The organism is Halioglobus sp. HI00S01 (genome assembly GCF_001635445.1).
Lineage (GTDB): Bacteria > Pseudomonadota > Gammaproteobacteria > Pseudomonadales > Halieaceae > Halioglobus > Halioglobus japonicus.
Window position 1 is genome coordinate 129188 of the sequence record NZ_LWEE01000265.1, and the last position, 20209, is coordinate 149396.

At 56.6% G+C, this 20209-nt stretch carries 14 protein-coding genes, 1 tRNA gene and 1 pseudogene; 9 read left to right on the top strand and 7 right to left on the bottom strand.

Going from position 1 to position 20209, the window contains the following annotated elements; genetic code table 11:
* Nucleotides 1-274: 274 nt before the first annotated feature.
* Both A3709_RS18060 and A3709_RS18065 read left to right on the top strand, forming a co-directional pair.
* The gene (locus tag A3709_RS18060; RefSeq protein ID WP_066058565.1) at nucleotides 275-2359 is read left to right on the top strand and encodes a DUF3604 domain-containing protein; all 2085 of its coding nucleotides are present in this window, start codon (nucleotides 275-277) and stop codon (nucleotides 2357-2359) included.
* Nucleotides 2352-3383, top strand: coding sequence for an alpha/beta hydrolase (locus A3709_RS18065; RefSeq protein WP_066057812.1), 1032 nt, complete (start codon nucleotides 2352-2354; stop codon nucleotides 3381-3383). Before A3709_RS18060 ends, A3709_RS18065 begins: the two co-directional genes overlap by 8 nt.
* A gap of 387 nt (nucleotides 3384-3770) precedes the next feature.
* On the opposite strand, the gene A3709_RS18070 is transcribed toward A3709_RS18065, so the two are convergent.
* The gene (locus tag A3709_RS18070) at nucleotides 3771-5621 is read right to left on the bottom strand and encodes a Na+/H+ antiporter NhaC family protein (RefSeq protein ID WP_197484282.1); all 1851 of its coding nucleotides are present in this window, start codon (nucleotides 5619-5621) and stop codon (nucleotides 3771-3773) included.
* A gap of 1567 nt (nucleotides 5622-7188) precedes the next feature.
* On the opposite strand from A3709_RS18070, the gene A3709_RS18075 reads away from it, so the two are divergent.
* Nucleotides 7189-8271, top strand: a complete 1083-nt coding sequence (locus tag A3709_RS18075) for a pectinacetylesterase family protein (protein ID WP_231871235.1) — start codon at nucleotides 7189-7191, stop codon at nucleotides 8269-8271.
* A gap of 755 nt (nucleotides 8272-9026) precedes the next feature.
* On the opposite strand, the gene A3709_RS24645 is transcribed toward A3709_RS18075, so the two are convergent.
* A complete protein-coding gene (locus A3709_RS24645) occupies nucleotides 9027-9410 on the bottom strand; it encodes a hypothetical protein (protein ID WP_231871236.1) in 384 nt (127 codons plus the stop codon).
* A complete protein-coding gene (locus tag A3709_RS24650) occupies nucleotides 9411-9629 on the bottom strand; it encodes a hypothetical protein (RefSeq protein WP_231871237.1) in 219 nt (72 codons plus the stop codon). It lies immediately after the preceding gene.
* Between the two features lie 489 nt (nucleotides 9630-10118).
* Here A3709_RS24650 and A3709_RS18085 point away from each other — a divergent pair, with 489 nt between their 5' ends.
* Entirely contained in the window at nucleotides 10119-10970 is an 852-nt protein-coding gene (locus A3709_RS18085) for a TauD/TfdA family dioxygenase (RefSeq protein WP_066057818.1), read from the top strand.
* Nucleotides 10971-11150: 180 nt separating this feature from the next.
* On the opposite strand, the gene A3709_RS18090 is transcribed toward A3709_RS18085, so the two are convergent.
* Nucleotides 11151-11227, bottom strand: a tRNA-Met gene (locus A3709_RS18090).
* Between the two features lie 234 nt (nucleotides 11228-11461).
* Here A3709_RS18090 and A3709_RS18095 point away from each other — a divergent pair.
* Both A3709_RS18095 and A3709_RS18100 read left to right on the top strand, forming a co-directional pair.
* On the top strand, nucleotides 11462-12358 hold the full coding sequence (locus A3709_RS18095) for a LysR family transcriptional regulator (RefSeq protein ID WP_231871238.1): 897 nt from the start codon (nucleotides 11462-11464) through the stop codon (nucleotides 12356-12358).
* A 101-nt stretch (nucleotides 12359-12459) separates the two neighbouring features.
* A complete protein-coding gene (locus tag A3709_RS18100; protein WP_066057821.1) occupies nucleotides 12460-12783 on the top strand; it encodes a hypothetical protein in 324 nt (107 codons plus the stop codon).
* A 33-nt stretch (nucleotides 12784-12816) separates the two neighbouring features.
* Here A3709_RS18100 and A3709_RS18105 read toward each other — a convergent pair whose 3' ends face one another.
* Nucleotides 12817-14319: a hypothetical protein gene (locus A3709_RS18105; RefSeq protein ID WP_066057824.1), complete on the bottom strand. Its 1503-nt coding sequence runs from the start codon at nucleotides 14317-14319 to the stop codon at nucleotides 12817-12819.
* Between the two features lie 158 nt (nucleotides 14320-14477).
* On the opposite strand from A3709_RS18105, the gene A3709_RS18110 reads away from it, so the two are divergent.
* The 3 genes and pseudogenes from A3709_RS18110 to A3709_RS18120 all read left to right on the top strand — a co-directional run bounded on the left by A3709_RS18110 (nucleotide 14478) and on the right by A3709_RS18120 (nucleotide 16874).
* Complete coding sequence (locus A3709_RS18110; RefSeq protein ID WP_066057828.1) at nucleotides 14478-15266, top strand: SDR family NAD(P)-dependent oxidoreductase; 789 nt, start codon at nucleotides 14478-14480, stop codon at nucleotides 15264-15266.
* A gap of 55 nt (nucleotides 15267-15321) precedes the next feature.
* Nucleotides 15322-15957 (top strand): annotated as a pseudogene (locus A3709_RS24655) (DUF1223 domain-containing protein).
* A gap of 176 nt (nucleotides 15958-16133) precedes the next feature.
* A complete protein-coding gene (locus A3709_RS18120; protein ID WP_197484283.1) occupies nucleotides 16134-16874 on the top strand; it encodes an SDR family oxidoreductase in 741 nt (246 codons plus the stop codon).
* Between the two features lie 103 nt (nucleotides 16875-16977).
* Here A3709_RS18120 and A3709_RS18125 read toward each other — a convergent pair whose 3' ends face one another.
* Together A3709_RS18125 and A3709_RS18130 are read right to left on the bottom strand one after the other, a co-directional pair.
* Complete coding sequence (locus A3709_RS18125; RefSeq protein WP_197484284.1) at nucleotides 16978-18222, bottom strand: sulfotransferase; 1245 nt, start codon at nucleotides 18220-18222, stop codon at nucleotides 16978-16980.
* A 108-nt stretch (nucleotides 18223-18330) separates the two neighbouring features.
* Nucleotides 18331-20202, bottom strand: coding sequence for a CocE/NonD family hydrolase (locus tag A3709_RS18130; RefSeq protein ID WP_066057834.1), 1872 nt, complete (start codon nucleotides 20200-20202; stop codon nucleotides 18331-18333).
* Nucleotides 20203-20209: the final 7 nt, after the last annotated feature.

Consider the following 20209-nt stretch of genomic DNA (forward strand, 5'->3'; position numbering starts at 1 on the left):
GCGAGGCGGTTGTATGTCTCGCCAGTAACTTGCATAAACGATCCGCGGAATTCAGATTTTTCTGCGTACACGGCGATTTCGCATAGTGAACAGTGGTATTCACCGGACGTTGATTGCCAGTCAATTCGATTGCAAATCGATTCAATCAAGACCTATGATGAGTGCTTCTGTGAGGACACTGTGAATAACAACAATACTGTGTCGGATGGGGACGTCACCTTTTCGATCCATGTGCCAGAACAGCCTCTACAATCTGATTTACACGGCATCCGATATGCACTTTAAAATAGCCCGAAGGTTGATGTTACCTGTTGCCATAAGCCTTCTGGCTAGCTGTGGCAGTGACGGTGAGGCCCTCAAGGGCATTGGCTCTGACGAAAATGCCAGCCTGACCGGTACCAACTCCAGCGTCCCCGCGCTACCTGAGCCGCGAGGCACGCTTGAGCGGGGCCCCTATCCGCGGACAAAGGAGACCTCTGTTTACCCCCAGCGCACGGCTTTATTTGGCGACTTACACGTGCACACCGAAAATTCCTTCGACGCTTACACCTTCGCATCGCTGGCCACTCCGGCAGACGCCTATCGCTATGCGCGGGGCGAGGCTATCGCCCATCCGGTTGGTTACGACATCCAACTTGATCGCCCGCTGGATTTCTATGCGGTGACTGACCACGGTATGTTGATGGGGGTCGCCAAGGCCGCGGCTGATACCAGTACTGAGGTTTCCAGACTGGCGATCTCAGAGCGCATGCATGATATGAATCGTTCCGACAACATGGGAACGCTAAGCCTGCTCGAGCGCGGCTTGGCGTTTGGCCTGTTTGTGCCGGAAATGACGCGTATGTTGCAGGACGGTGAGGTCGATCCTGAATTGGTGTTGGAAATTACTCGCTCCACCTGGAAGCAGAATGTGCAGGCGACTGACGACGCATATGATCCAGGCACGCTGACTACCTTTGCGGCCTACGAATACACCACCTCCACCGATGCGCGTGGCAACCTGCATCGCAACGTGATTTTCCGGGATACTGAGCGTCTGCCGGCGGTGCCATATTCACGCTTGCACTCACAAAACCCCGAAGGATTGTGGGCCTGGATGGATGGCTTGCGGGAGCAGGGGGTTGAGAGCCTGGCGATACCGCATAACTCCAATGGCTCCAATGGGGAGATGTTCAAACAGATTGACTGGTCGGGCCAGGCCATGGATGAGGCCTACTCCGAGCAGCGCCTGCGCAACGAACCCTTGGCAGAGATTACTCAGATTAAGGGTACTTCCGAGACGCATCCGATGCTGTCGGATACCGATGAATGGGCCGGTTTCGAGCTTATGGAGTACCGGGTAGCTACCAAGTTGGCTTCAGAGCCCAAAGGCTCTTATGTGCGTGATGCGTTACGTATGGGCCTGGAGATGGAAGCTGCGGGAAACGGTAACCCCTATCGTTTAGGTTTTATCGGCTCAACCGATACCCATGTGGGTGGCGGGGCACTCAAGGAAGAGAAGTACTTTTCCAAAGCCGGTGTTCAGGATGGGTTGCCCGAGCGGCGTGGCTCGATACCCATGAACTGGCTCTACGGGGTGCTGGCGAGCTGGGTGTCGGATGACCTCGTTAAGGACGTCGATGGCCGCAGGTACATGGCAAGCAGTGTGTTCGAATACTGGGGTGCTTCCGGCTTGGCCGCAGTGTGGGCCGAATCCAATACCCGTGAAGCTGTGTATGCAGCGCTGCGGCGCAAGGAAACCTTTGCCACCTCGGGCCCGCGCATTCAGGTGCGATTCTTCGCGGGTAATCATTACCCCGACAATCTGATCAATGATCCCGATTTGCTGTCGACCGCCTATGCTGAGGGCGTGCCTATGGGAGGATCCCTGGTGGGCGAGCCCGAAGAACGACCCAGTTTCTTGGTTTGGGCGATCGCCGATGCTGAAGCCGCGCCATTGGACCGTATGCAGGTGATTAAGGGGTGGATGGAAGAGGGGGTCAGTCACGAAAAGGTCTTCGATGTGGCCTGCTCCGGGGGTGGTGAGGTTGATCCCGTGACCCACCGCTGCCCTGATAATGGCGCCTGGGTGTCTAGCGATGACTGCAGTATCCCCACCGAAATTGGCGCGTCGGAGCTCAAGGCGCAGTGGCAGGACCCGGAATCAGAATCGAATCAGGATGCGTTCTACTATGTGCGTGTACTGCAAAATCCCACCTGCCGCTGGTCAACCTGGGATGCACTGCGGGCGGGTGTAGCGCCGCGCAGCGACCTGCCGCGCACTCTCCAGGAACGTGCCTGGTCCTCACCGATCTGGTATCAATCACCGAATGAGGCGGTCTCCCACCTCGACAAGCAAGGAATAGTAAGTCATGAGTAACCTCAACGACGATCCCCGAATCGATCCCCGCATCAAGGCCCTCATGGGCGGCATGCCCGCCCCTGTGAGCAAGGACATGGCCTCGCGTGAAGAACTGTTGGAGGCCGCGCAGCGGCCGGAGAGCCAGGAGCGCCTGGAACAGATGCGGGCCATGTTGGACATGGTAGACAACGAAGATGTGGCGCCCTCGGAGGGGCTGACGATCAGCGATCTTGAATTCATCTCCCAGCCCGATGGCAATACGATCAAGATCCAGTTTATTCGTCCGGAATCGGAAACGCCGCTGCCCTGCGTGTACTACATTCACGGCGGAGGCATGCAGTCTATGTCCTGTTATTACGGCATTTACCGGGCCTGGGGCAAGATTATTGCCGCCCAGGGCGTGGCGGTGGCCATGGTCGATTTTCGCAATTGCGTGAACCCATCCTCCGCCCCGGAAGTGGCCCCTTTCCCGGCAGGGCTGAACGACTCTGTCTCCGGTGTGCGTTGGCTGGCGGCGCAGGCCGACGAGTTGGGTATCGACAAAGACCACATCATAATTTCCGGTGAGAGTGGCGGCGGTAACCTTACCATTGCGACGGCCCTGCGCCTGAAGCAGGATGGCGATCTCAATCTCATTAGGGGGCTCTATGCATTGTGCCCTTACATTGCCGGCGCCTGGCCTCAGGATCGCTATCCGTCATCCATCGAGAATAATGGCCTGCTGTTGGACCTCCACAGTAACTATGGCGCTATGGCGTACGGGATGGAGGAGTTTGATAAGGGCAACCCCCTGGCCTGGCCTGCTTTTGCAATGGAAGACGACGTGAAGGGGCTGCCACCCACGGTCATCAGCGTGAACGAGTGTGATCCTCTGCGGGATGAGGGCATTGAATTCTACCGCTTGCTGCTGCGGGCCGGTGTTTCAGCCCGCTGTTTGCAGACTATGGGCACTATCCACGGTACTGAGATCTTCGCCGTGGCCTGCCCCGATGTGAGCCGCGAGACCGCCGCGAGCATTGCGCGCTTCTGCTCGGAGGCCTAGTCCGCCGGCAAGGAAAGGAGACGCGCGAATAGTCTGGTCCAGTGAAGTGACTTGTTTCTCTCTTTTTACAAAAGTTGCCGAAACTGCGTGATGGCGCACTGAGTTACAGCATTGGTGAATATAGCCGAATTGTCGATCCCAATAGTGTCATCTGGCGCATGACAGGCAGCACGCCAGGACCTCGCCAGATTATCAATGAAGTGACCGAAGATATCGTGAACCGCATACCTTAGCCCATTCCGGCACTGCCTGCCGGCTTGCTGTTGCTCACTATTGGCGGTGTGCTGCTGGTGGTGCTCCGTCGAGTGCGCTGAAGTAGCAATCTTCGGCTATGAGCCACCTACTGGTGGCTCATGGCCTCTTCAGATTGGGCTGGTGTTCATTCAACTAGGCAAGAAACAGTGCAGAAAGGGTCCACAATACGCCAGCACTTGCGGCAGCCAATGTGGCGGGAGCAATCTGTGTTTTCACGTGGTCCATTAAATCACAGCCGGTTGTCATCGAGCTGAGAATCGTGGTGTCTGAAATGGGCGAACAATGATCGCCGTAGACACTTCCGTTGAGCACCGCCGCAAAGCAGATTGACATGTAGAGCATTGGGTTTTCTATGCCGGGCTGCTGGGCAATCACCCACGCCAGCGGCATTGCCAGGGGGAACGTAATCGCATACGTGCCCCAGCTAGTACCCGTGGAGAATGCAGTCACCATGGTAAGCAACTGCAGAATCACCGGCAGGGCCCAGAAGGGTATGCTTTGACCAAGCAGGTCGACCATGTACTGCCCGGCACCTACCTCCTTACTGATCGCACCCACGGTAATGGCGAGCATAAGAATGACGGACGCCACGACAACCCCCTTGAGTCCATCGCCAAAACCCTCGATCAGGTTGCCCAGGCTCATGCCCCTGAACAGCGCGCTGAACGCCGAAACCATCAAAGCCGCGCCGAAGGCCCAATTGACCTTGGGGGTTCCGCCGACGATGAATGACCCGATGGCAATACTGATCAGTACGATAAGCGGCACGAGGAACTCGAGTACATGTGGGCTATAGCCGGCGGGAACGCGACTCTCCTGCAGCTCACGAGCGCTGAGTGGGGAGGCCCCTGGGGCATCCAATGCACCGGTTTCACGCGCGCGCTTCCGTGCTTCCCGAAGTCCCTTGCCCGCGAAACGGTCGATATCCAGGCTCAGCAGAAGGGTTCCGGTGACTGCCAATATTCCATAGAAGCTGAATGGAATGCTGCTGAAAAAGAAAGCGATTCGGTCCGCCTCAGTGGCAAGAAAAGCAACCCCGGGGACAAAGATCAGGGCCTGTACATAGGCAGGCCAGGCATTGAACGCAAGTATTGAGGCAATCGGCGACGCTGTAGAGTCGACAATATAGGCAAGCTCTTCATGGCTGACCTTGTTCTGGTCCGCCAGCGGCTTGACGGTTGATCCCACCAATACCGTGCTCATGGTGCCTCCTTGGAAGAAGAGGGCGCCCAGTAGCCAGGCGACCAGTTTTGCTGAACGTGGCCCGCGCACAAAGTGCTGGGTCATGAATGTGGCGAAGGCCTGGGCTGCCCCGGTGCGCGACCATATGCCCATGAGCCCGCCCAGAAGCCAGAGGTACAGCATGAGTACGCCCGCAGCGCTGTCGGTCGCCAGGTTGGGTATTAGTACTTCGTCGGTGATATCGAACCTACCCAGTAGGAACGCTCCGACAATAATACCGCCGAGCAGAGCGGTGAGGGGCTCCCTGGTCAGCAGGCATAAGGAGACAGCCACGAGCGCAGGCAGTAATGACCAGAAGCCGAAATGGCGGGTGGCTGACAAGGTTGAATAGGTGGGGGTGCCGTCATCGGCGAATTCCACCACCCATTGTTGTCCCAGGGTGGGCTGCGCACCGGGTACGTCGAGTGCTTCCTGACGCAGCGGCGAGCGCTCATAAGGCACCACGTTTGGGAGCTCGATTTGCTTGCCACGATGGGAGTACACCAGCTGTCCCTCGGCGCCCTGTTCAACCTGATAAACGGTCTTTTGCTCAAGCCAGTGGGAATCAATATTGAAGTGAACATACAGGGCGCAGATAAGCCCTACCACAATCAACCACAGAGAAGGTTTTAGCAGAGGGTCCAACATAGCCGCCTGCTCTGGTGAAAGGTCGGGTTGTTCCAGGGTTCCTGTGCCGGCTTCTCCAATACGGGTAAAAGGCTCCACTCCAGGTGATTTCTCCGGCCTGCTGTTGTCGCTCACGATTATTTTCCTTTTTGATAGTCTCAACAGTTTCTGGGCAGCTTAAGTATAGAGACCCACGTCAGCTTTGGGGCCGAAGTTGAAACTGTTAACTGTCTATTTACAAAACGCCACAGATGGGCGGTCTGTTGCCTACGGCTGTTGGTAAGAAGTTACTGTGAGAGGGAAGCAGCATCCGAACCGGTATTAACAACGTGACCGATGAGGATCAGTCGCTGGGATTTTAAGCCTTCGGATTTGAGGCAGAATTGCTCTGAAACTGCGCGTTACTATTATCTGAGTCTGCGCTATGCGCTCAAGTTCTACACCTCCCTTGTGCCTGGCTGAAGAAGCTTCTGGCGAACCTACCATTTTCTACCGCGCCAGTAAGCAGGGTATGAGGGGACGGTTTTTTTGTTAATGTGGGAAAGGCGATAAACAGGTCCGATATTGCTCTTCGAGCATTGGAGAAACCGGTTCTATCATCCGAGGGCGGTCCTTTGCTCGGTTGAAGACAGAATATATGAGCGGTGCTAGTGCGAGCATGAAGTGGACACACTTTGGGTGTAATCAAAGTGGCAGCGAAAACGCTTCGCCGCTGCAGAAACTTCAGCTCATGCTCTTTCGTTCGGTCGGCTCCTAGAAAATAGCTATCAATGGCTATAGCCAACCAGCGTATCCTATCCTCATTCCATTGAACGTCGACGTAAACATAAATATAGCATCCGTTCTGACAGCCATACACAGTCGCTATGCTGATTTTTTGCGCATAACTGTGAGCCGTAACATGCACGGTATTGCTAGCAATAATTCGTATGAATGTTTCTGTGCAACGACCCTGAGCAAATAATTTAGGAAACTCTTTGTTTAAATATCCTGCAGTGCGTTCTCGTCCGCCCATGTGTCCTGGTAGGTGGCTTCGTCGTCGCTTGCAGGCGGTAACTTATCAATGCGAGTTTATTCATAAGGTGTCCGTGTTCAGCCAGAGCATCAGCTCATTCTATGAGGTCGACAGCCGAGTAAGTCGTTTCTTGATGCCCTGAAGCTGCCCACGCAGTTTAGATCAATGACCATAAGGCACTGCTCCGATACTGCCATTCGCAGCTCATGCCTTTGACCGGGAAACGCACTGTGCCGGACTGGTCAAGTTGCGGCCTTTCAGGTTAGTATCCAGCCGGTGCGCGTGGAATGTTGATTGGCGCGGGCTGATAGCCCGTGGGCTAAAGCTCCGAGCATGGATCAATCGAATTTACACCTTGAACAGCAAGCAGCGACAACGAGGGACGCACAAGAGTACGTTGAAGAATATCCTTCGGACGCACCCGGCGAGGTTGAAAGGTAAAACCGGGCGGGCGCTCCAGTTCAGGATACACCAGTTGAAAAAATGGACTGAAGATTGCGACTAAGCGCAGGATGGCCTGTCATTCTGCGATCGACGATGTGTAGTAGGTTGCGCACCGCAGGGACCGCCAAACCTTCACTACTGCCGACAAGTCTATGAGTGAAAAGAGAGATAAAAGTGTTAAAAATCAATAGTTTGAAAAATCCCGGGGCTCGGCGCGGCTGGGTGGTATGCAGCGCGATGTTAATGACGTTGTTGGTTGGCTGTTCTGACGGTAGCGACGGTGGCAGTGATTCCGGGCCAGACCCCGTGATCGCACCGTTTCAGGAACTCTATGACCAGGGTATTAATCGGTACATAGGCGTTTACACGCCGATGCAATCTGAAGGAGCCGACGGTGTTGTCGATCACACATTCGGCGCGGGTGATGGCCCCCTGTGCCTCGATGGTTCTGAGTATGCTATGGCTACGCGGGACGTCGGTTCTGAAGATCTTATGATTTTTCTTCAGGGAGGGGGCGCTTGCTGGTCAGAACTGTGTGCGGCAACCCCGTCAGTTGAGGGTTCTGGCGTGCCGCAGGGCGGCATTTTGGACCCCGGTAAAGCAGACAATCCGCTGAAAGGCTACAACGTTGCTTACTTACCCTACTGCGACGGCGGCATTTTTAGCAGCGATATCGACTATGACAGGGATGAAGACGGGAGCGATGACCAATTCCAGCGCGGCCTGCATAATCTGTCGGCCGGTCTGGATGTTGCCGTACGTACGTTTCCAAATCCCAGAAGAATTGTACTCGCAGGATCAAGCGCAGGTGGCCTGGGTACGACGATCGCGTTGCCCCTGGTGCGACTGCTTTACCCGGACGTACGCATTGACATCATCAACGATGCCGGAGTGGGTGTAGCAAGGCCCCAGCAACCAGAGTATCTGGAATTGCTGCTCAGCGACTGGAACTCCCGTGAATTTATTCCGGAGAGCTGCCCCGAGTGCATTCCAGACGATGGTCACTTCAGTGACTACCATATTTGGCAGATGAATCAGGATCCGAACGTGCGTCGCAGCATGCTGAGTCACAGCGAGGACACTGTCTTTGCATTGGGTTTTCTCCAAATTGGTTATGAAGCCTGGAAGGAGGCGCTCTATCCCGAAATGCAGCAACTCGAAGATGCTCACCCCGAGCGCAGCAAGTACTGGATTCCCGACGCCACCGGCCACACTTTCGTTCAAATTAGTGAGGAGTTCGAGCGTACAGCGGGGGGCGTACGTTTAGTGGATTTCATCTCGGCTATGCTGGATGATTCTACTGAATGGCAGTCCACCAGGGACTGAAAAACGGCATCAAGGCCGAGGCATTAATAGAGCGTCTTGTCGCTGGCTTGGTCAGTTTTCGTTTGCTGCCGGCGACAAGTATTCTAGCGACCTGAACTACAAGTGGCTTTTTATCGCAACGAGCTCGGCGCGACGTAATGCTGAGCCCTGACCAGGCGCCTCCCTAGACCGAACAAATGCTGAGCCACAGCATAGGCGGTTGCGAATACCTGAGTCTGGTCAGTGGACTGGCATCGTCGCATCCGTTGCTCTCGCACCCCAGTCGCCCCGTGTGATTGTTGAGTCCGGTGGTTTTCATACTGCTGTTGGCTTTGGAATAGATATTTTCCCATCGCTCTAACTGAACCCATGGTCGCCTTCTTATTGAAGGCCAGCCATGAGGGCTCTGGTAATCGTGGGTCGACTTATATCAAGAAGAGTCGTTTCGCTAATCTAGATCAGCTTGCGGCCTGAACTGAACGCTCGGATATGGTGGCCCCCTTCGAGCAGTACAGCGTCTTTTAGCCGGTTCCGAATCGTCCGCTCGTCTTACTTTACGAGGGTAGCAAGCTCGGTGGTAGTGAGATAGGTTTGGTTGTCTATAGTAGGCTCCTAACGATGCGGCAATCGGTGGGTCCTTACACATGAACGGGTGGATTTATGAACCCCAGATTCTGTAGGTCTCATGGGGCATTCAATGAACACCGCAAAGTTGATGGCTGCTATCGATAGCAAAGCGATGACTTTCCTGATTTCTGTGCTCTAAGGGTTTACTCTTAATCCTGTTGCTGTTTCGCCAGAGCCTTCCCGCAGAGCCAGAAGTGGCCGGAGCCCCACAGCCCCACCAGGCTAAGGAAGGCAAGTGCCACGCTCAGTGCATCTTCTCTATGTTGAGGAGTAAGCAGGTCGCTCAGTAAGCCTACCAGCAGTGGCCCCAGGCCCATGCCAACGAGGTTGAGGCACAACATCATGATGGCCGACGAGGACACGGCTCGCATTTGCACAGGCGACAGCGTCTGTACCATGGCGATCGTGGGCCCTATGACGTAGTTTGCCGCTACACCTGGAATGATGAAAAGCAGTATCGCTGTGAGCAGGTCGTCGGCCAGCAAGCCCGCGATGAAGAAGGGCAGGGTGACAAAGGGAACCATGGCGAGCATTCATATGCCGTGTTGGAAACCGCGGTGGGAGAGCCGATCGAACCACTTGCCAAAGGCCAGCGCGCCTATTGACCCCGGAATGCCAAATACGCCGGCCATCAGCATGCCAGTCTGGGACTGGCTGAGATCGTGAACCCTGAAAAAGAAGGTCGGCAACCACTGTGTGAGGCCGTAACTTATCAGCCCCGCGACCACTGAACCTGCGATAAGGTGTCGCATGGCGGGATTAGCCCACATGGTGGTAGCAGTGGTCAGTAAGGGCGGGGGAGCGGGTGGTGCTTACGTTTCGAAGGCCCCTCTAGATGTCGTCATTGAATCCCACCATATCACCATGGGGCCCAGTGCAGTTTTCAGTAGATAGGTTGAGCGTGGTGAGCTGGCTCTATTGGAATTGCCCGTGCCTATTCGTTGGTATGCGGTCTGTCTCACCCGCCCTAAAAGTGGCTGCCTCCCCGTGGTCCAGAGGGTGATGCAGCGCTGACCAAGGAACAATATCGCTATGATGCGGCAGTGAGCTACCTGCCTTGTGTACTGATAGCCTGGAGACGAACTGAATTGTATTCTTGAAGAAGTTGAGAAAGTGGAAGTGGCTGGTGGGTCGAGGGCTGTGCGCACGAAGACCAGTACCGGTGAACTCCACACCCCGAATGAGGGGCTCTTGCGAGAACGCATCTCCCAATTCAAGCATAGAAAATGTTGGAGAATATAATGTCTATAACTATTGAACCGTCAGCCGCGGCATGCGGCGCCTTCGCTACCGGCGTTAACCTTGCAGAAGAGGTTTCGCCTGAAGTTGTGGCTGAGCTGCGCAGGCACTGGCTTGAACACAAGGTGCTGGTCTTCCCGCAGCAGGACCTGAGCAATGATGATCTTGAGCGTGTGTCAGCTTACTTTGGTGAGCTGGGTGACGACCCCTTCTTTGCGCATATCGACGGACATGAGCATATCTGTGCGATTCAACGCAATGCAGATGAAACCGCACCGGTTTTTGCCGAGGTCTTTCACTCCGACTGGAGCTTTATGCCAGTACCGCCCGCTGCAACAGCGCTTTATGGAATTACTATTCCACCGATGGGAGGAGACACCCTTTTTGCCGACCAGGTAGCTGCTTATGAGCAGATGCCGGATGACTTGCGAGTGAGAACAGAGGGACTTATTGCGATCCACTCCGCTGAATTGGGCTATGCGCCGGACGGTCTGTACGGTGATAGCGAAGAAAACAGCAAGCGCAGTATGAAGATTGTGACCAGCGAAAAGGCGCGAGAAAAGCAAGAGCACCCACTGGTGATTACGCACCGGGAAACGGGCAAGAAAGCGCTGTTCTCTTCGCTGGCCTATATTCAGGGGTTTGTCGGTATGGACAAGACTGAGTCTGATGCGCTGCTGGTTGACCTCTATAACCACCAGTCAACGGAAGAATTCGTCTATCGTCACAAGTGGGAAAAAGGCATGCTGGTTATATGGGATAACCGGTCGCTACTGCACTCTGCCACTGGTGGCTACGATGGCTATGATCGGCTGCTTCACCGCACTACCATTGCGGACTCAGTTGCCAGCTAAGCAGACTTTAAAAGCCTGAGATTGAATCTCCGGGGGCTGCTCGATGCTTGAAATCAGCATCGGGAGGCGACCCTGAGCGCAGTTTTCATCTCAATAAACTGATTGCTTGATAGAACGATCACGCCATCTAGGGACGTCGACCAGACCTTATCAATAGAAAGGAAAAGCGCAGAAAAAAAGTGGTAGCTACGGGTGGACTTGAACCACCGACCCCAGCATTATGAATGCTGTGCTCTAACCAGCTGAGCTACGTAGCCACATTCTGCAAAACGGGACTGGCTGTCCCGAGAAGGCGCGCATTTTCCGCGATTGTCGGGTTCGAGTCAAGGCCCAGCTAAGGCATTTCTACCCCCTCCTCGATCGGGCCTAAAAACAGTCGGTTGGCGGCTGTCTGCAGGGTCAGAATCACGCCCAACCAGGCGCCACTGGCATCTCATTTTGCAATCACTCACTATAGATGGCCTGACTTCGCAGCTTGCAGGTAACGAGTGATGAACGGGATGGATTGGGACGATATCAAGGTGCTGCTGGCGCTGGCGCGCCAGGGCTCTGCACGGGGGGCTGCCCAGGTGCTGGGCGTGAGCAACTCCACCGTGACCCGTCGTCTCGATGATCTTGAGCAAACCCTGCAAACGCACTTGTTCGATCGCACCCCGGATGGTTATCGCATGACGGCCGCGGCGGAGCAGCTATTGCCCACCGCCGAGCATGTGGAGGAATTGATTCTTGCGGCGGAGCGCCGTATTCAGGGGGGTGATCAGCACCTGGAAGGGCCGGTGAGAATCACCTTGCCGGCCAGTGGTGGTATGAGCCGCCTGATTGACCGGTTGGCGCTGTTTGCCGAGGAGTACCCGGGTATTGAACTGGAGATATCCTCGAGCGCCCAAGCCCTGGATCTCAGCAGGCGGGAGGCCGATATTGCCTTGCGGGTGATGCCGGTGGGTGTGAAGCCTCCCGATTACCTGATTGGGCGCTATCTTTCGCCCATTTCTGCCAGCACTTATGTACACCGTGATCTGCTGAATCCCGATACGCCCCAAGACGTCTCGCACCTGCCGTGGGTAGGAAAGGCCGCCGCTGGCGACAGTGAGGATTGGCTTGCGGAAACGAATCTGCAGGACAATCCGGTGCGCCATGCTATTGTCGATCTCTCGTTACTGGTGAGCGCCCTGCAGGCCAAAATGGGTATGGGGTTTATGCCGTGCTTTTACGCAGCAGACCATGAGGAATTGGTGCGTGTTCCTGGTGCCACGGTGGTCCATCAAACCGACCTCTGGGTGTTAACCCACAAGGACCTCCGCCCCAGTGCCCGTTTGCGTGCGGTGCGGGATGTGATTGCCGATGAATTGCAGCACCAGCGGCCGCACCTGGATCGCCGCGGCACATAGGGTGCCCAAAAATGCAGCGCAGCTAATCATTTTTGGCCATTTTCAGCATAAATGGGCATGCCTAGTATTGATCTCGCAGACCCTATAAAGGAGAGCGAGTAATGAACAAGGTAGTGGCAATGGCAGTAATGAGCGTCGCGTTGAGCGGCGCAGGTGTGGCCCAGGCTGAGTCTCCGCTCGGGCAGCAGTTCACCGAATGCAAGGCGCAACTGGCGAATATTTATGGTGATGACACCCGCATGCGTTTAGACGGTAAGGCGCCAGGTCGAGGAACGATTCTCAAGCTGCGTGTTTATCCGGAAGGGCAGGGGGTGACACGAGTCCACTGCACACGCGATGTCGATGGTGAACTCAGTTTTGTCGATCAGCACGGTATGGCGCTGGTGCCAGCAAAGCAGGATGAGGACGCATTGTCGGCGCTCTAACGGGAGCGGCTGTACCCGTTCGGGTGCAGCCGTTCACTCATTGTCGGTGATTTTCACGAGTCCGCCCATCATGCCGACATAGGCTGCGCCGTCAGGGCTGATGGAGATCGAACCATAGTGGTTGTTGAACAACCAGCCGGTGCCGGTGAGCTGCTTATACACCACGTCACCCGTGTGAAAATCCACTGCGGTAAAGTACCAGGCGTGTAGGTCCTCCGGGTTCTTGTCGTCACGGGTATAGAGGTATATCAGGCCATTCGCGGTAGACACTTTAGGCACGGCAGAAGGCGAGGTGATTGTCAGTTTTTCCCAGGCGGTGTCGCAGCCGCTGCCGTCAGCGCGAATGTCCACGCGGGCGAGGCCGGGTTCGGATTGCGGGATGTTCTTCGGGCCTGAGTAACCGAAGTTGTTTTCAGCGATCAGTGACAGGCCGACAGCGGCCAGCGAATTTTCCGTGGTGCCTCGGTTCTCTAGGAAGATCGGATGCTTGCAGATCTGCTGCGAACCATTGCGCGGTGCCTGCGCATACACCATAACGTTCACCCGGCCGTCGGCGTTGTCGGTGATGGCCACGTAGTCATTGCCGACAAGGGTAGGCGTGGTGCCGGAGCCCCAGCCCATCGTGCCTTCCTTGGGAGCGCTGCCCCGGTCGTAGGGTGCGCGCCAGGTAATGCTGGGCTTGCCGCTGTCATCGCGGCTGAAGTTGTACATGGCATGGCTGGAAACAACGAACACACCGTTCTTGCCCACGGCCAGGGCATTATCAATGCCTTCTTTACGTTGCGCCTCGCCCAGTTGTATTGCGTGGCCGTTCTGACCGGCGCGGTCGATGCTGCCGATAATGCCTGCGCGGGTGATAAACCAATAGTTGCCCTGCCAGTCCGGCATCACGTCGATGATGTGGTGAGGGCCCTTGTCGATGCGGTTAAGTGGCTCGGCGAGGTCCAGGCTCTCGTCCAACTGCCAGCGCCAGTTTTCACCTTCTCGGGCCAGTTTCCACAACTGTATCGCCAGTTCGTTGGTGGCCAGCAATACCCGGTCCCGGTGGTCGAGATGAAAGTAGACGCCGCCGCTGAACTTCTGTCCGATGGGTAGCCAGCGGGTAATGATTTGCCGAGCCAATACTTCGAGCGACTCAGGATCACGGGCGACCAGCGTGACACCAAAGGGGCTGACGCAGGTGCCTACCATGGGCCCCGCCTGCGTAAATGACTGGGCCACACAGCTGCCCGCCAGACGGTGAAACTGACGCGAGCTCACCTGCGCAGAGTGCCCCAGGGGGCCGCTCCACGGATAGCTGTCGGTCTGGCTTGCATCGTTGTGCATGCTGTTCACGCCGGCGCCGGCGAGGTACGGGTGTTGGATGGGTGACTGTTCCGTAAGTGCCACAGGTCGTGGCTGTGCGGGGCTGCCGAGAAAAGTGGGGACGTCGGCCGCTGTTGACGGTGTGGGTCGCGCCGGATCGGCGTTAAGCCAGGCCCAGCCCAGCCATAATGCGGCACACAGTGAAGCGAGTACTATTGTTGTGCGTTTCATCGAGCCATCATAGCAACGGTGTCATGGTTCATTTCTATAAGTGTATATCGTGTGCACCTGCTAGTATGACCGGCGATACCGGCGGCGAGAAAAATCATCCTTTCACGGCTACGGCATCGAAACATATACGCGCAGCGCGACAGGAAAACCGAAACACAATGAATATAGAACTAGCTGGGCGCACAGCCCTCGTCACTGGCTCTTCCCGCAATACCGGGGAGGTGATCGCACGCTCACTGGCCCTGGCAGGTGCAAAGGTGGTGGTGCACAGCAACGACGACGGCAGCGCACAGGCCACCGCGGCCGAGATTGAGCAGGCCCATGCTGTGGTCGGGGACATCGCCACGGTAGACGGTTGCGATGATGTGCTGGCGCAGTTGTCGGCAGCAGGTATGACCGTAGACGTCCTGGTGAACAACTACGGCACCGCCTCCCGGGGCAAGTGGCAGAGCGCCAGCGAAGAGGACTGGTTGGATATGTATCAAAAGAATGTGATGTCGATGGCGCGGTTGGTGAAGGGGCTGAGCCCGGGCATGGTCGAGCGTGGCTGGGGGCGTATTGTGAACCTGGGCACTGTGGGTTCGCATCGGCCCGGGCACCTGATGCCCCATTATTACGGTGCCAAAGGTGCGCTGGCGACGCTCGGGGTGAGCCTGATGCAGGAACTGGCCGGCACAGCCATTACGGTGAACACCGTGTCGCCGGGCCTGATCCACACGCCGGAGCTGGAGGCGGGTTATCGCCTCAAGGCGCAGAAGAAAGGCTGGGGTGAAGATTGGGACGACATTCTGCGTCACATCGTCGCCGAGGATTTTCCCAACCCCTGCGGCCGGCTGGCCACACGCCAGGAGGTGGCGGATCTGGTGGTGTTCCTTTGCAGCGAGCATGCCGCCTTTATCAACGGGCAGAATGTTCGCATCGATGGTGGTGCGGTGGCCTATGTTTAAGTCTTGCCACGGCTGAATCGGGCGAACCTACGCGCCGTGTTGTGGTCCTACCCACATGGCGCGATATTTTCCTCTTGCGATTTTTCTTGTCTTCCTGACACTGCCGGCACTGGCCGAGCAGCGCTTTGTATCGCCCGAGCGCCAGGCGAGATTGCTCGAACTCTACACCTCCCAGGGCTGCAGCTCCTGTCCGCCGGCGGAGCGTTGGTTAAATACCCTGACTGATTCATCTTGCCTCTGGGACGATCTCGTGCCGGTGGTCTTTCACGTGGATTACTGCAACTACCTGGGCTAGAAAGATCGCTTTGCCCGGGCCGAGTTCAGCCAACGGCAGCGCCGGTATAAAGCCGAGGATGCCGTGCAGGTGGTGTACACCCCGGGGGTGATGGCCATGGGTTGGGAATGGCGCGCCTGGCGTCGAGGCAGTGGCGTTCCCCGCAGCGATGAGGTGGTAGGTGCGCTGTCCCTTGTATTGGATAGCAATGGGTTCACCGCGCAGTTGAACAGCAACAAGTTGGTGAACAATGCTCGCTTGTCTGTGGCGATTCTCGGCTTTGGTCTAGAAACCCCTGTGCGGGCCGGTGAAAACCGTGGTGAGCAACTCGAGCATGAGTTTGTGGTGCTGGGCTTTGCGAGCTACCAGAGCAATGGCCGATGGCAGGGTACGCTGCCTGAAGCACCGCTTAGGTAAGAGGCGACGCGCCTGGGCATTGCCGCCTGGGTGAGTGGGCCTGACGCCCAGCGTCCCCTGCAGGCCGTAGGGGGCTGGCTCAACTAGCTGTTCACATTGCGAGCCACACCGCGGCGCCGAATCTAGCCCAGCTGCTAGACTGAATCCATCTGAATAATCCATAGGAGATAACAACGGTGTTCAAATCAATTGTACTTTTTGTGTTGGTTAGCCTGACCAGTGTGTCCGCCAGTGCTGCCACAGTAATGACGGTGCTGGTGACCGGCGCCAATCGCGGTATCGGGCTTGAGATGGTCAAGCAAATGAGAGCCCAGGGCCTGGATGTGATCGGTACGGCGCGCAAACCTGCCGAGGCAGAGGAGCTGCGTGCTACCGGTGCCCGGGTAGAGCAGTTGGATGTAACCGATGCTGAATCACTGGCGGCCCTCGCCGAAACCCTCAAGGGCGTGAAGATCGATATGTTGGTGAATAACGCTGGTGTCGGTGGTCAGGCCCCCGTCAGTTTCCGGGAAACTGATTTCGCCGCCACCGATTGGACCTTTGCCGTGAATACCCTAGGGCCGATGCGGGTCACCCAGGCGCTGATCGACAACCTGGACGCCGGTAAGCACAAGACCGTTATCCATATCAGCAGCGTGATGGGTAGCATCGAGCGCAACCGCGGTGGCTACTACGGCTACCGGGCGAGCAAGGCGGCGCTGAACATGATGAACAAGTCCCTCGCTCAGGAATTGGGAGAGGAAGGCTACACTTGTGTAGTGATGCACCCTGGCTGGGTGCAAACGCGTATGGGAGGGCCAGGCGCCGCGATTACCTCTGAAGAGAGTGTGAAGGGTATGCTGCAGGTGTTCGCCGGACTCGGTACGAAGGACAACGGTCGTTTTTATGACTACCAGGGCGAGTCAATTCCCTGGTAGCCTCGGCGCTTTAAAAGCACTGATAACATTAACAAAATAGCTGATGGAGCATGGCGGTCTGGTGAGTGAACAGCATCTTGTGTATCGGCGCCACTCTAGCTGCCTAGCTCACTTCCTCAAGCGCAATACCATAAGCGTTCTGATAATCGGTAAAACGTTCGCGCTCAAAGTCTAGGTCCAGGCCAGAGTCCGCAAGGGTATAGCCATGTTGCCCGTGGCGTTTCGACTCATGCCCTGCAGCGAGGAAGGCGGCCATGCGCTCGCGCACATCGGCTGACAGTTCGTAACCGAACTGGTCATAGATAGTTGCCACCACGGCCAGCGGATCCTGGCGGAAATCCTTGAATTGTACATCGTAAGCTCGCTCTGCACTTAGCAGGCCGCGCTGCCGGACACTCATGGTTTTGCCGACACCGTAATGCAGTAGGTCAGCGTATTCCTGGGTGACCTCGGTCAGGTCGACCTTATTGGAGCTGAGCTCGCGCAGGGTAGCTGTCAGGCTGCCTATCGACATGGCTACCCGCACTGGGTCACGATGCGTCTGGACAATGCGAGCATCGGGGTACTCGCGCAGCATGTCTTCGATATTCCACAGGTACTGAGGCGATTTGAGCACCCATGTGTCGGCGGGGCACTTCCATTGCAGGATTTGCAGCCAGCGACGATGGTTTTTGAACACTTCTGACATGTCTTCCTGCAGCAGCCACTCCTGGTACTGTGCAACCCGGAACTGCACGTCAAAAATCATGGACGTAAAGTCGTAGGCAAAAAGCCCTACGCATTCCTGGGGCAACTCGGCGCCCATGGGGTGCATATATTTGAAGTCGGGTAACAGGCGGTCGATGTTTGCTAGCTCTGCGTCAACCTCAGCAATCCGAGGATCACTCCGATAAGTGGCTGAATCAGGGGGTGGGAAAGGGTATGCCACTTCCCAGCTCATGGGTACGCGAAACTGCGGGTCCAGGGCCACCAGTTCATGCAGGCTGGTGGTGCCTGTGCGCGGCATACCCAGAATGAAAATAGGCTGCTCTATGGGAGTGTCGTTGATTTCGGGGTGTCGCTCCAGTAGGTCCACGAAGCGCAGGCGGTTACTCAGCAGGCGCAGAATATCCTGGCGCGCTATCATCCTGCCCAGCGCATTCAGGTGGGCGTCTTCCTCAAGAGATTGGCACAGGCGTACCAGCGGAGCGCGGAAATAGTCCGACCCGAAATTCGTGAGGCCGGTACTCCGCTGGGCCGATTGCATGAGTTTGTCAGGATCCAGTCGGGCTATGCGCCGACCCACTGGGCCAGTGAGACTGAATGCGCCGTTCATAGCGCGAACCGCGAGTGGCAACCTTGCCGTCATAGTGAGACTCCGCAGCATGGGCGATTAATGTCGTGGCAGTGCAGTGTATGTGCTGAGAGTGTGCCCCACAAACGTGGGCCTGCTGACAGGCCCCGTTGGCGCAGTTTGTTAAACCGGGTTTCGCCCGCCCGCGGCCAGTGACCTGGTTTTTATCGGCAGCGCGATGTAGCTGGCTTTCTGACCGCCCAGCAGAAGCCTGTTGTCGGCCTTGATATAGGTGGTTTCGTCGTAGTTGTTGCCACCGGTATTCAAATTCCGTTCCAGGCGCGGATAGTTCGAACTGCTGATCTCCACCCGGATCCTATGTCCAGCTTTAAAAGTATTCGCGGTGGTATGTAGATCGATATCGGCCGGGTAAATCTCACCAGGCGTCATCAGTTCACTGTCGCGCAGGCTGTTGCGGTAACGCATTCGCAGCGCGCCTTCCTGGATATTGTAAGCGGTGCCATCCGGGTAGACGTCCAACAGTTTGACTGTGAAATCGGTGTCTTTGGCTGAGGAGCTGACATACAGCCTGGCGTTGATGCGGCCGACCATTTCCAGGTCTTCGGTCAATGGCTCGCTAGTGTATACCAGCACGTCATCGCGCAACTCGATCTCGCTCTGATCGTAGCCACCGGCTTCGGTGTCAGTGCCGGTGCAGCACGTATGGCCGCCAAGTGACGGCACCGGGTTGCCCGGGTCGTAGGTGAAGCGGTCATCGTTCGCCGTTTTGCTTGCTTCGCGAAGCAGGCGGCCATCGCCAATGCGAGAGTTTGCTCCCTCTTGACTGCTGAAGTACCACTTCTGGGGAATAACGCCTTCAGGTGGCCACTGGTTCGTGGACTTCCACTCATTGTCGCCCATCTGGAAGTAGTGAATCCGGTCACGATCGAGTACGCCGTTGTCTTCACCTTTCATCCAATAGTTGTACCAGTCGATCTGCAATTGATGATAGGGGTAGCGGGCGTCGCCAACGGGGCGCTCACCGACAATCGTGTTTTCGGTTGCGCCGGAGAAGCTGCAATGGGTGCCAGGGCCAATGACCAGGTACTGGTGTTTCCGCGCGGCTTCAGTGCGACCGTTGGCGCTGAACTGGGCGAACATTTCCAGTGTCTCGGTGGCGCCATAGTCATACCAGGAGTCCATAAACAGGGCCGGAATACTGAACTCATCGTCGCGCTGTACCAGGTCGAGGTTGCGGTAGTAGTCGCCGTCCGGTGCCGAGCGGCGCCAGGTTTCAAAATCAGTCGGGGGCACGCCGGCACGTTGAAGCACGTCGATCGTGGGCAGGGTTTGCAGTTCTTTTAGGTAGCGGGCGAAGTCTACCGGAGGCGTCATTTCGATCTTGCCACCGTATTCTCGGAAGTACTCACCGCGGTCGACGCCTTCCGGGGGCTGGGTATAAACCTTGGAGCCACTGCCGGCGAACCAGCCGGCTGTCTGGCCCAGTTCAAACACTCCGCCACTCCACGCTTGCCAGGCGCGTCCTGGTGCGTAAAAGCCTGAGCCTGGCCACATTGGCACTGCCGTTACCAAGGCCGGGTGGTTGGTGGCGGCCAACACGACCTGTGATTCACCCTGATAGCTGCAACCGGCCGTGGCCACCTTGCCGTTGGACCAATCTTGGCGCGTAATCCAGTCCAGTGTATCGATACCGTCTTCGCGCCGGCCCATCCCCAGTTTGTAGCTGCCGCCAGACTCATAGCGGCCGCGGATATCCTGTATCGCGAGTGCATAGCCCTGACCGATGAGTGCTACCCAGGCCGGGTTCCAGCCAAAGACCTGGCGTTTGTTGTACACCGTCCGTACCAAAATAAGCGGCATCTTTCCCTTGTAGCCTTTGGGAAAGTAAAAGTCGGTGGACAGTTCAACACCGTCGCGCATGGGAATCATGACACTGGCCTGCTGCTCGTAAGCTATTTCATCCGCCGCTTGAGCCGGGGTAATCAGGCTCAGGCAGGTGAGCAGTATCAGGGTGTTTAGGGCCAGTGTCCGCATGCGGTAC

Excerpts from the sequence above, each read along its gene's own strand:
- A3709_RS18060 (WP_066058565.1), top strand. The coding sequence starts at position 275 with ATGCACTTTAAAATAGCCCGAAGGTTGATGTTACCTGTTGCCATAAGC.
- A3709_RS18065 (WP_066057812.1), top strand. The coding sequence starts at position 2,352 with ATGAGTAACCTCAACGACGATCCCCGAATCGATCCCCGCATCAAGGCC.
- A3709_RS18075 (WP_231871235.1), top strand. The coding sequence starts at position 7,189 with ATGACGTTGTTGGTTGGCTGTTCTGACGGTAGCGACGGTGGCAGTGAT.
- A3709_RS24645 (WP_231871236.1), bottom strand. The coding sequence starts at position 9,410 with ATGCTCGCCATGGTTCCCTTTGTCACCCTGCCCTTCTTCATCGCGGGC.
- A3709_RS24650 (WP_231871237.1), bottom strand. The coding sequence starts at position 9,629 with ATGCGACACCTTATCGCAGGTTCAGTGGTCGCGGGGCTGATAAGTTAC.
- A3709_RS18085 (WP_066057818.1), top strand. The coding sequence starts at position 10,119 with ATGTCTATAACTATTGAACCGTCAGCCGCGGCATGCGGCGCCTTCGCT.
- A3709_RS18095 (WP_231871238.1), top strand. The coding sequence starts at position 11,462 with ATGAACGGGATGGATTGGGACGATATCAAGGTGCTGCTGGCGCTGGCG.
- A3709_RS18100 (WP_066057821.1), top strand. The coding sequence starts at position 12,460 with ATGAACAAGGTAGTGGCAATGGCAGTAATGAGCGTCGCGTTGAGCGGC.
- A3709_RS18105 (WP_066057824.1), bottom strand. The coding sequence starts at position 14,319 with ATGAAACGCACAACAATAGTACTCGCTTCACTGTGTGCCGCATTATGG.
- A3709_RS18110 (WP_066057828.1), top strand. The coding sequence starts at position 14,478 with ATGAATATAGAACTAGCTGGGCGCACAGCCCTCGTCACTGGCTCTTCC.
- A3709_RS18125 (WP_197484284.1), bottom strand. The coding sequence starts at position 18,222 with ATGACGGCAAGGTTGCCACTCGCGGTTCGCGCTATGAACGGCGCATTC.
- A3709_RS18130 (WP_066057834.1), bottom strand. The coding sequence starts at position 20,202 with ATGCGGACACTGGCCCTAAACACCCTGATACTGCTCACCTGCCTGAGC.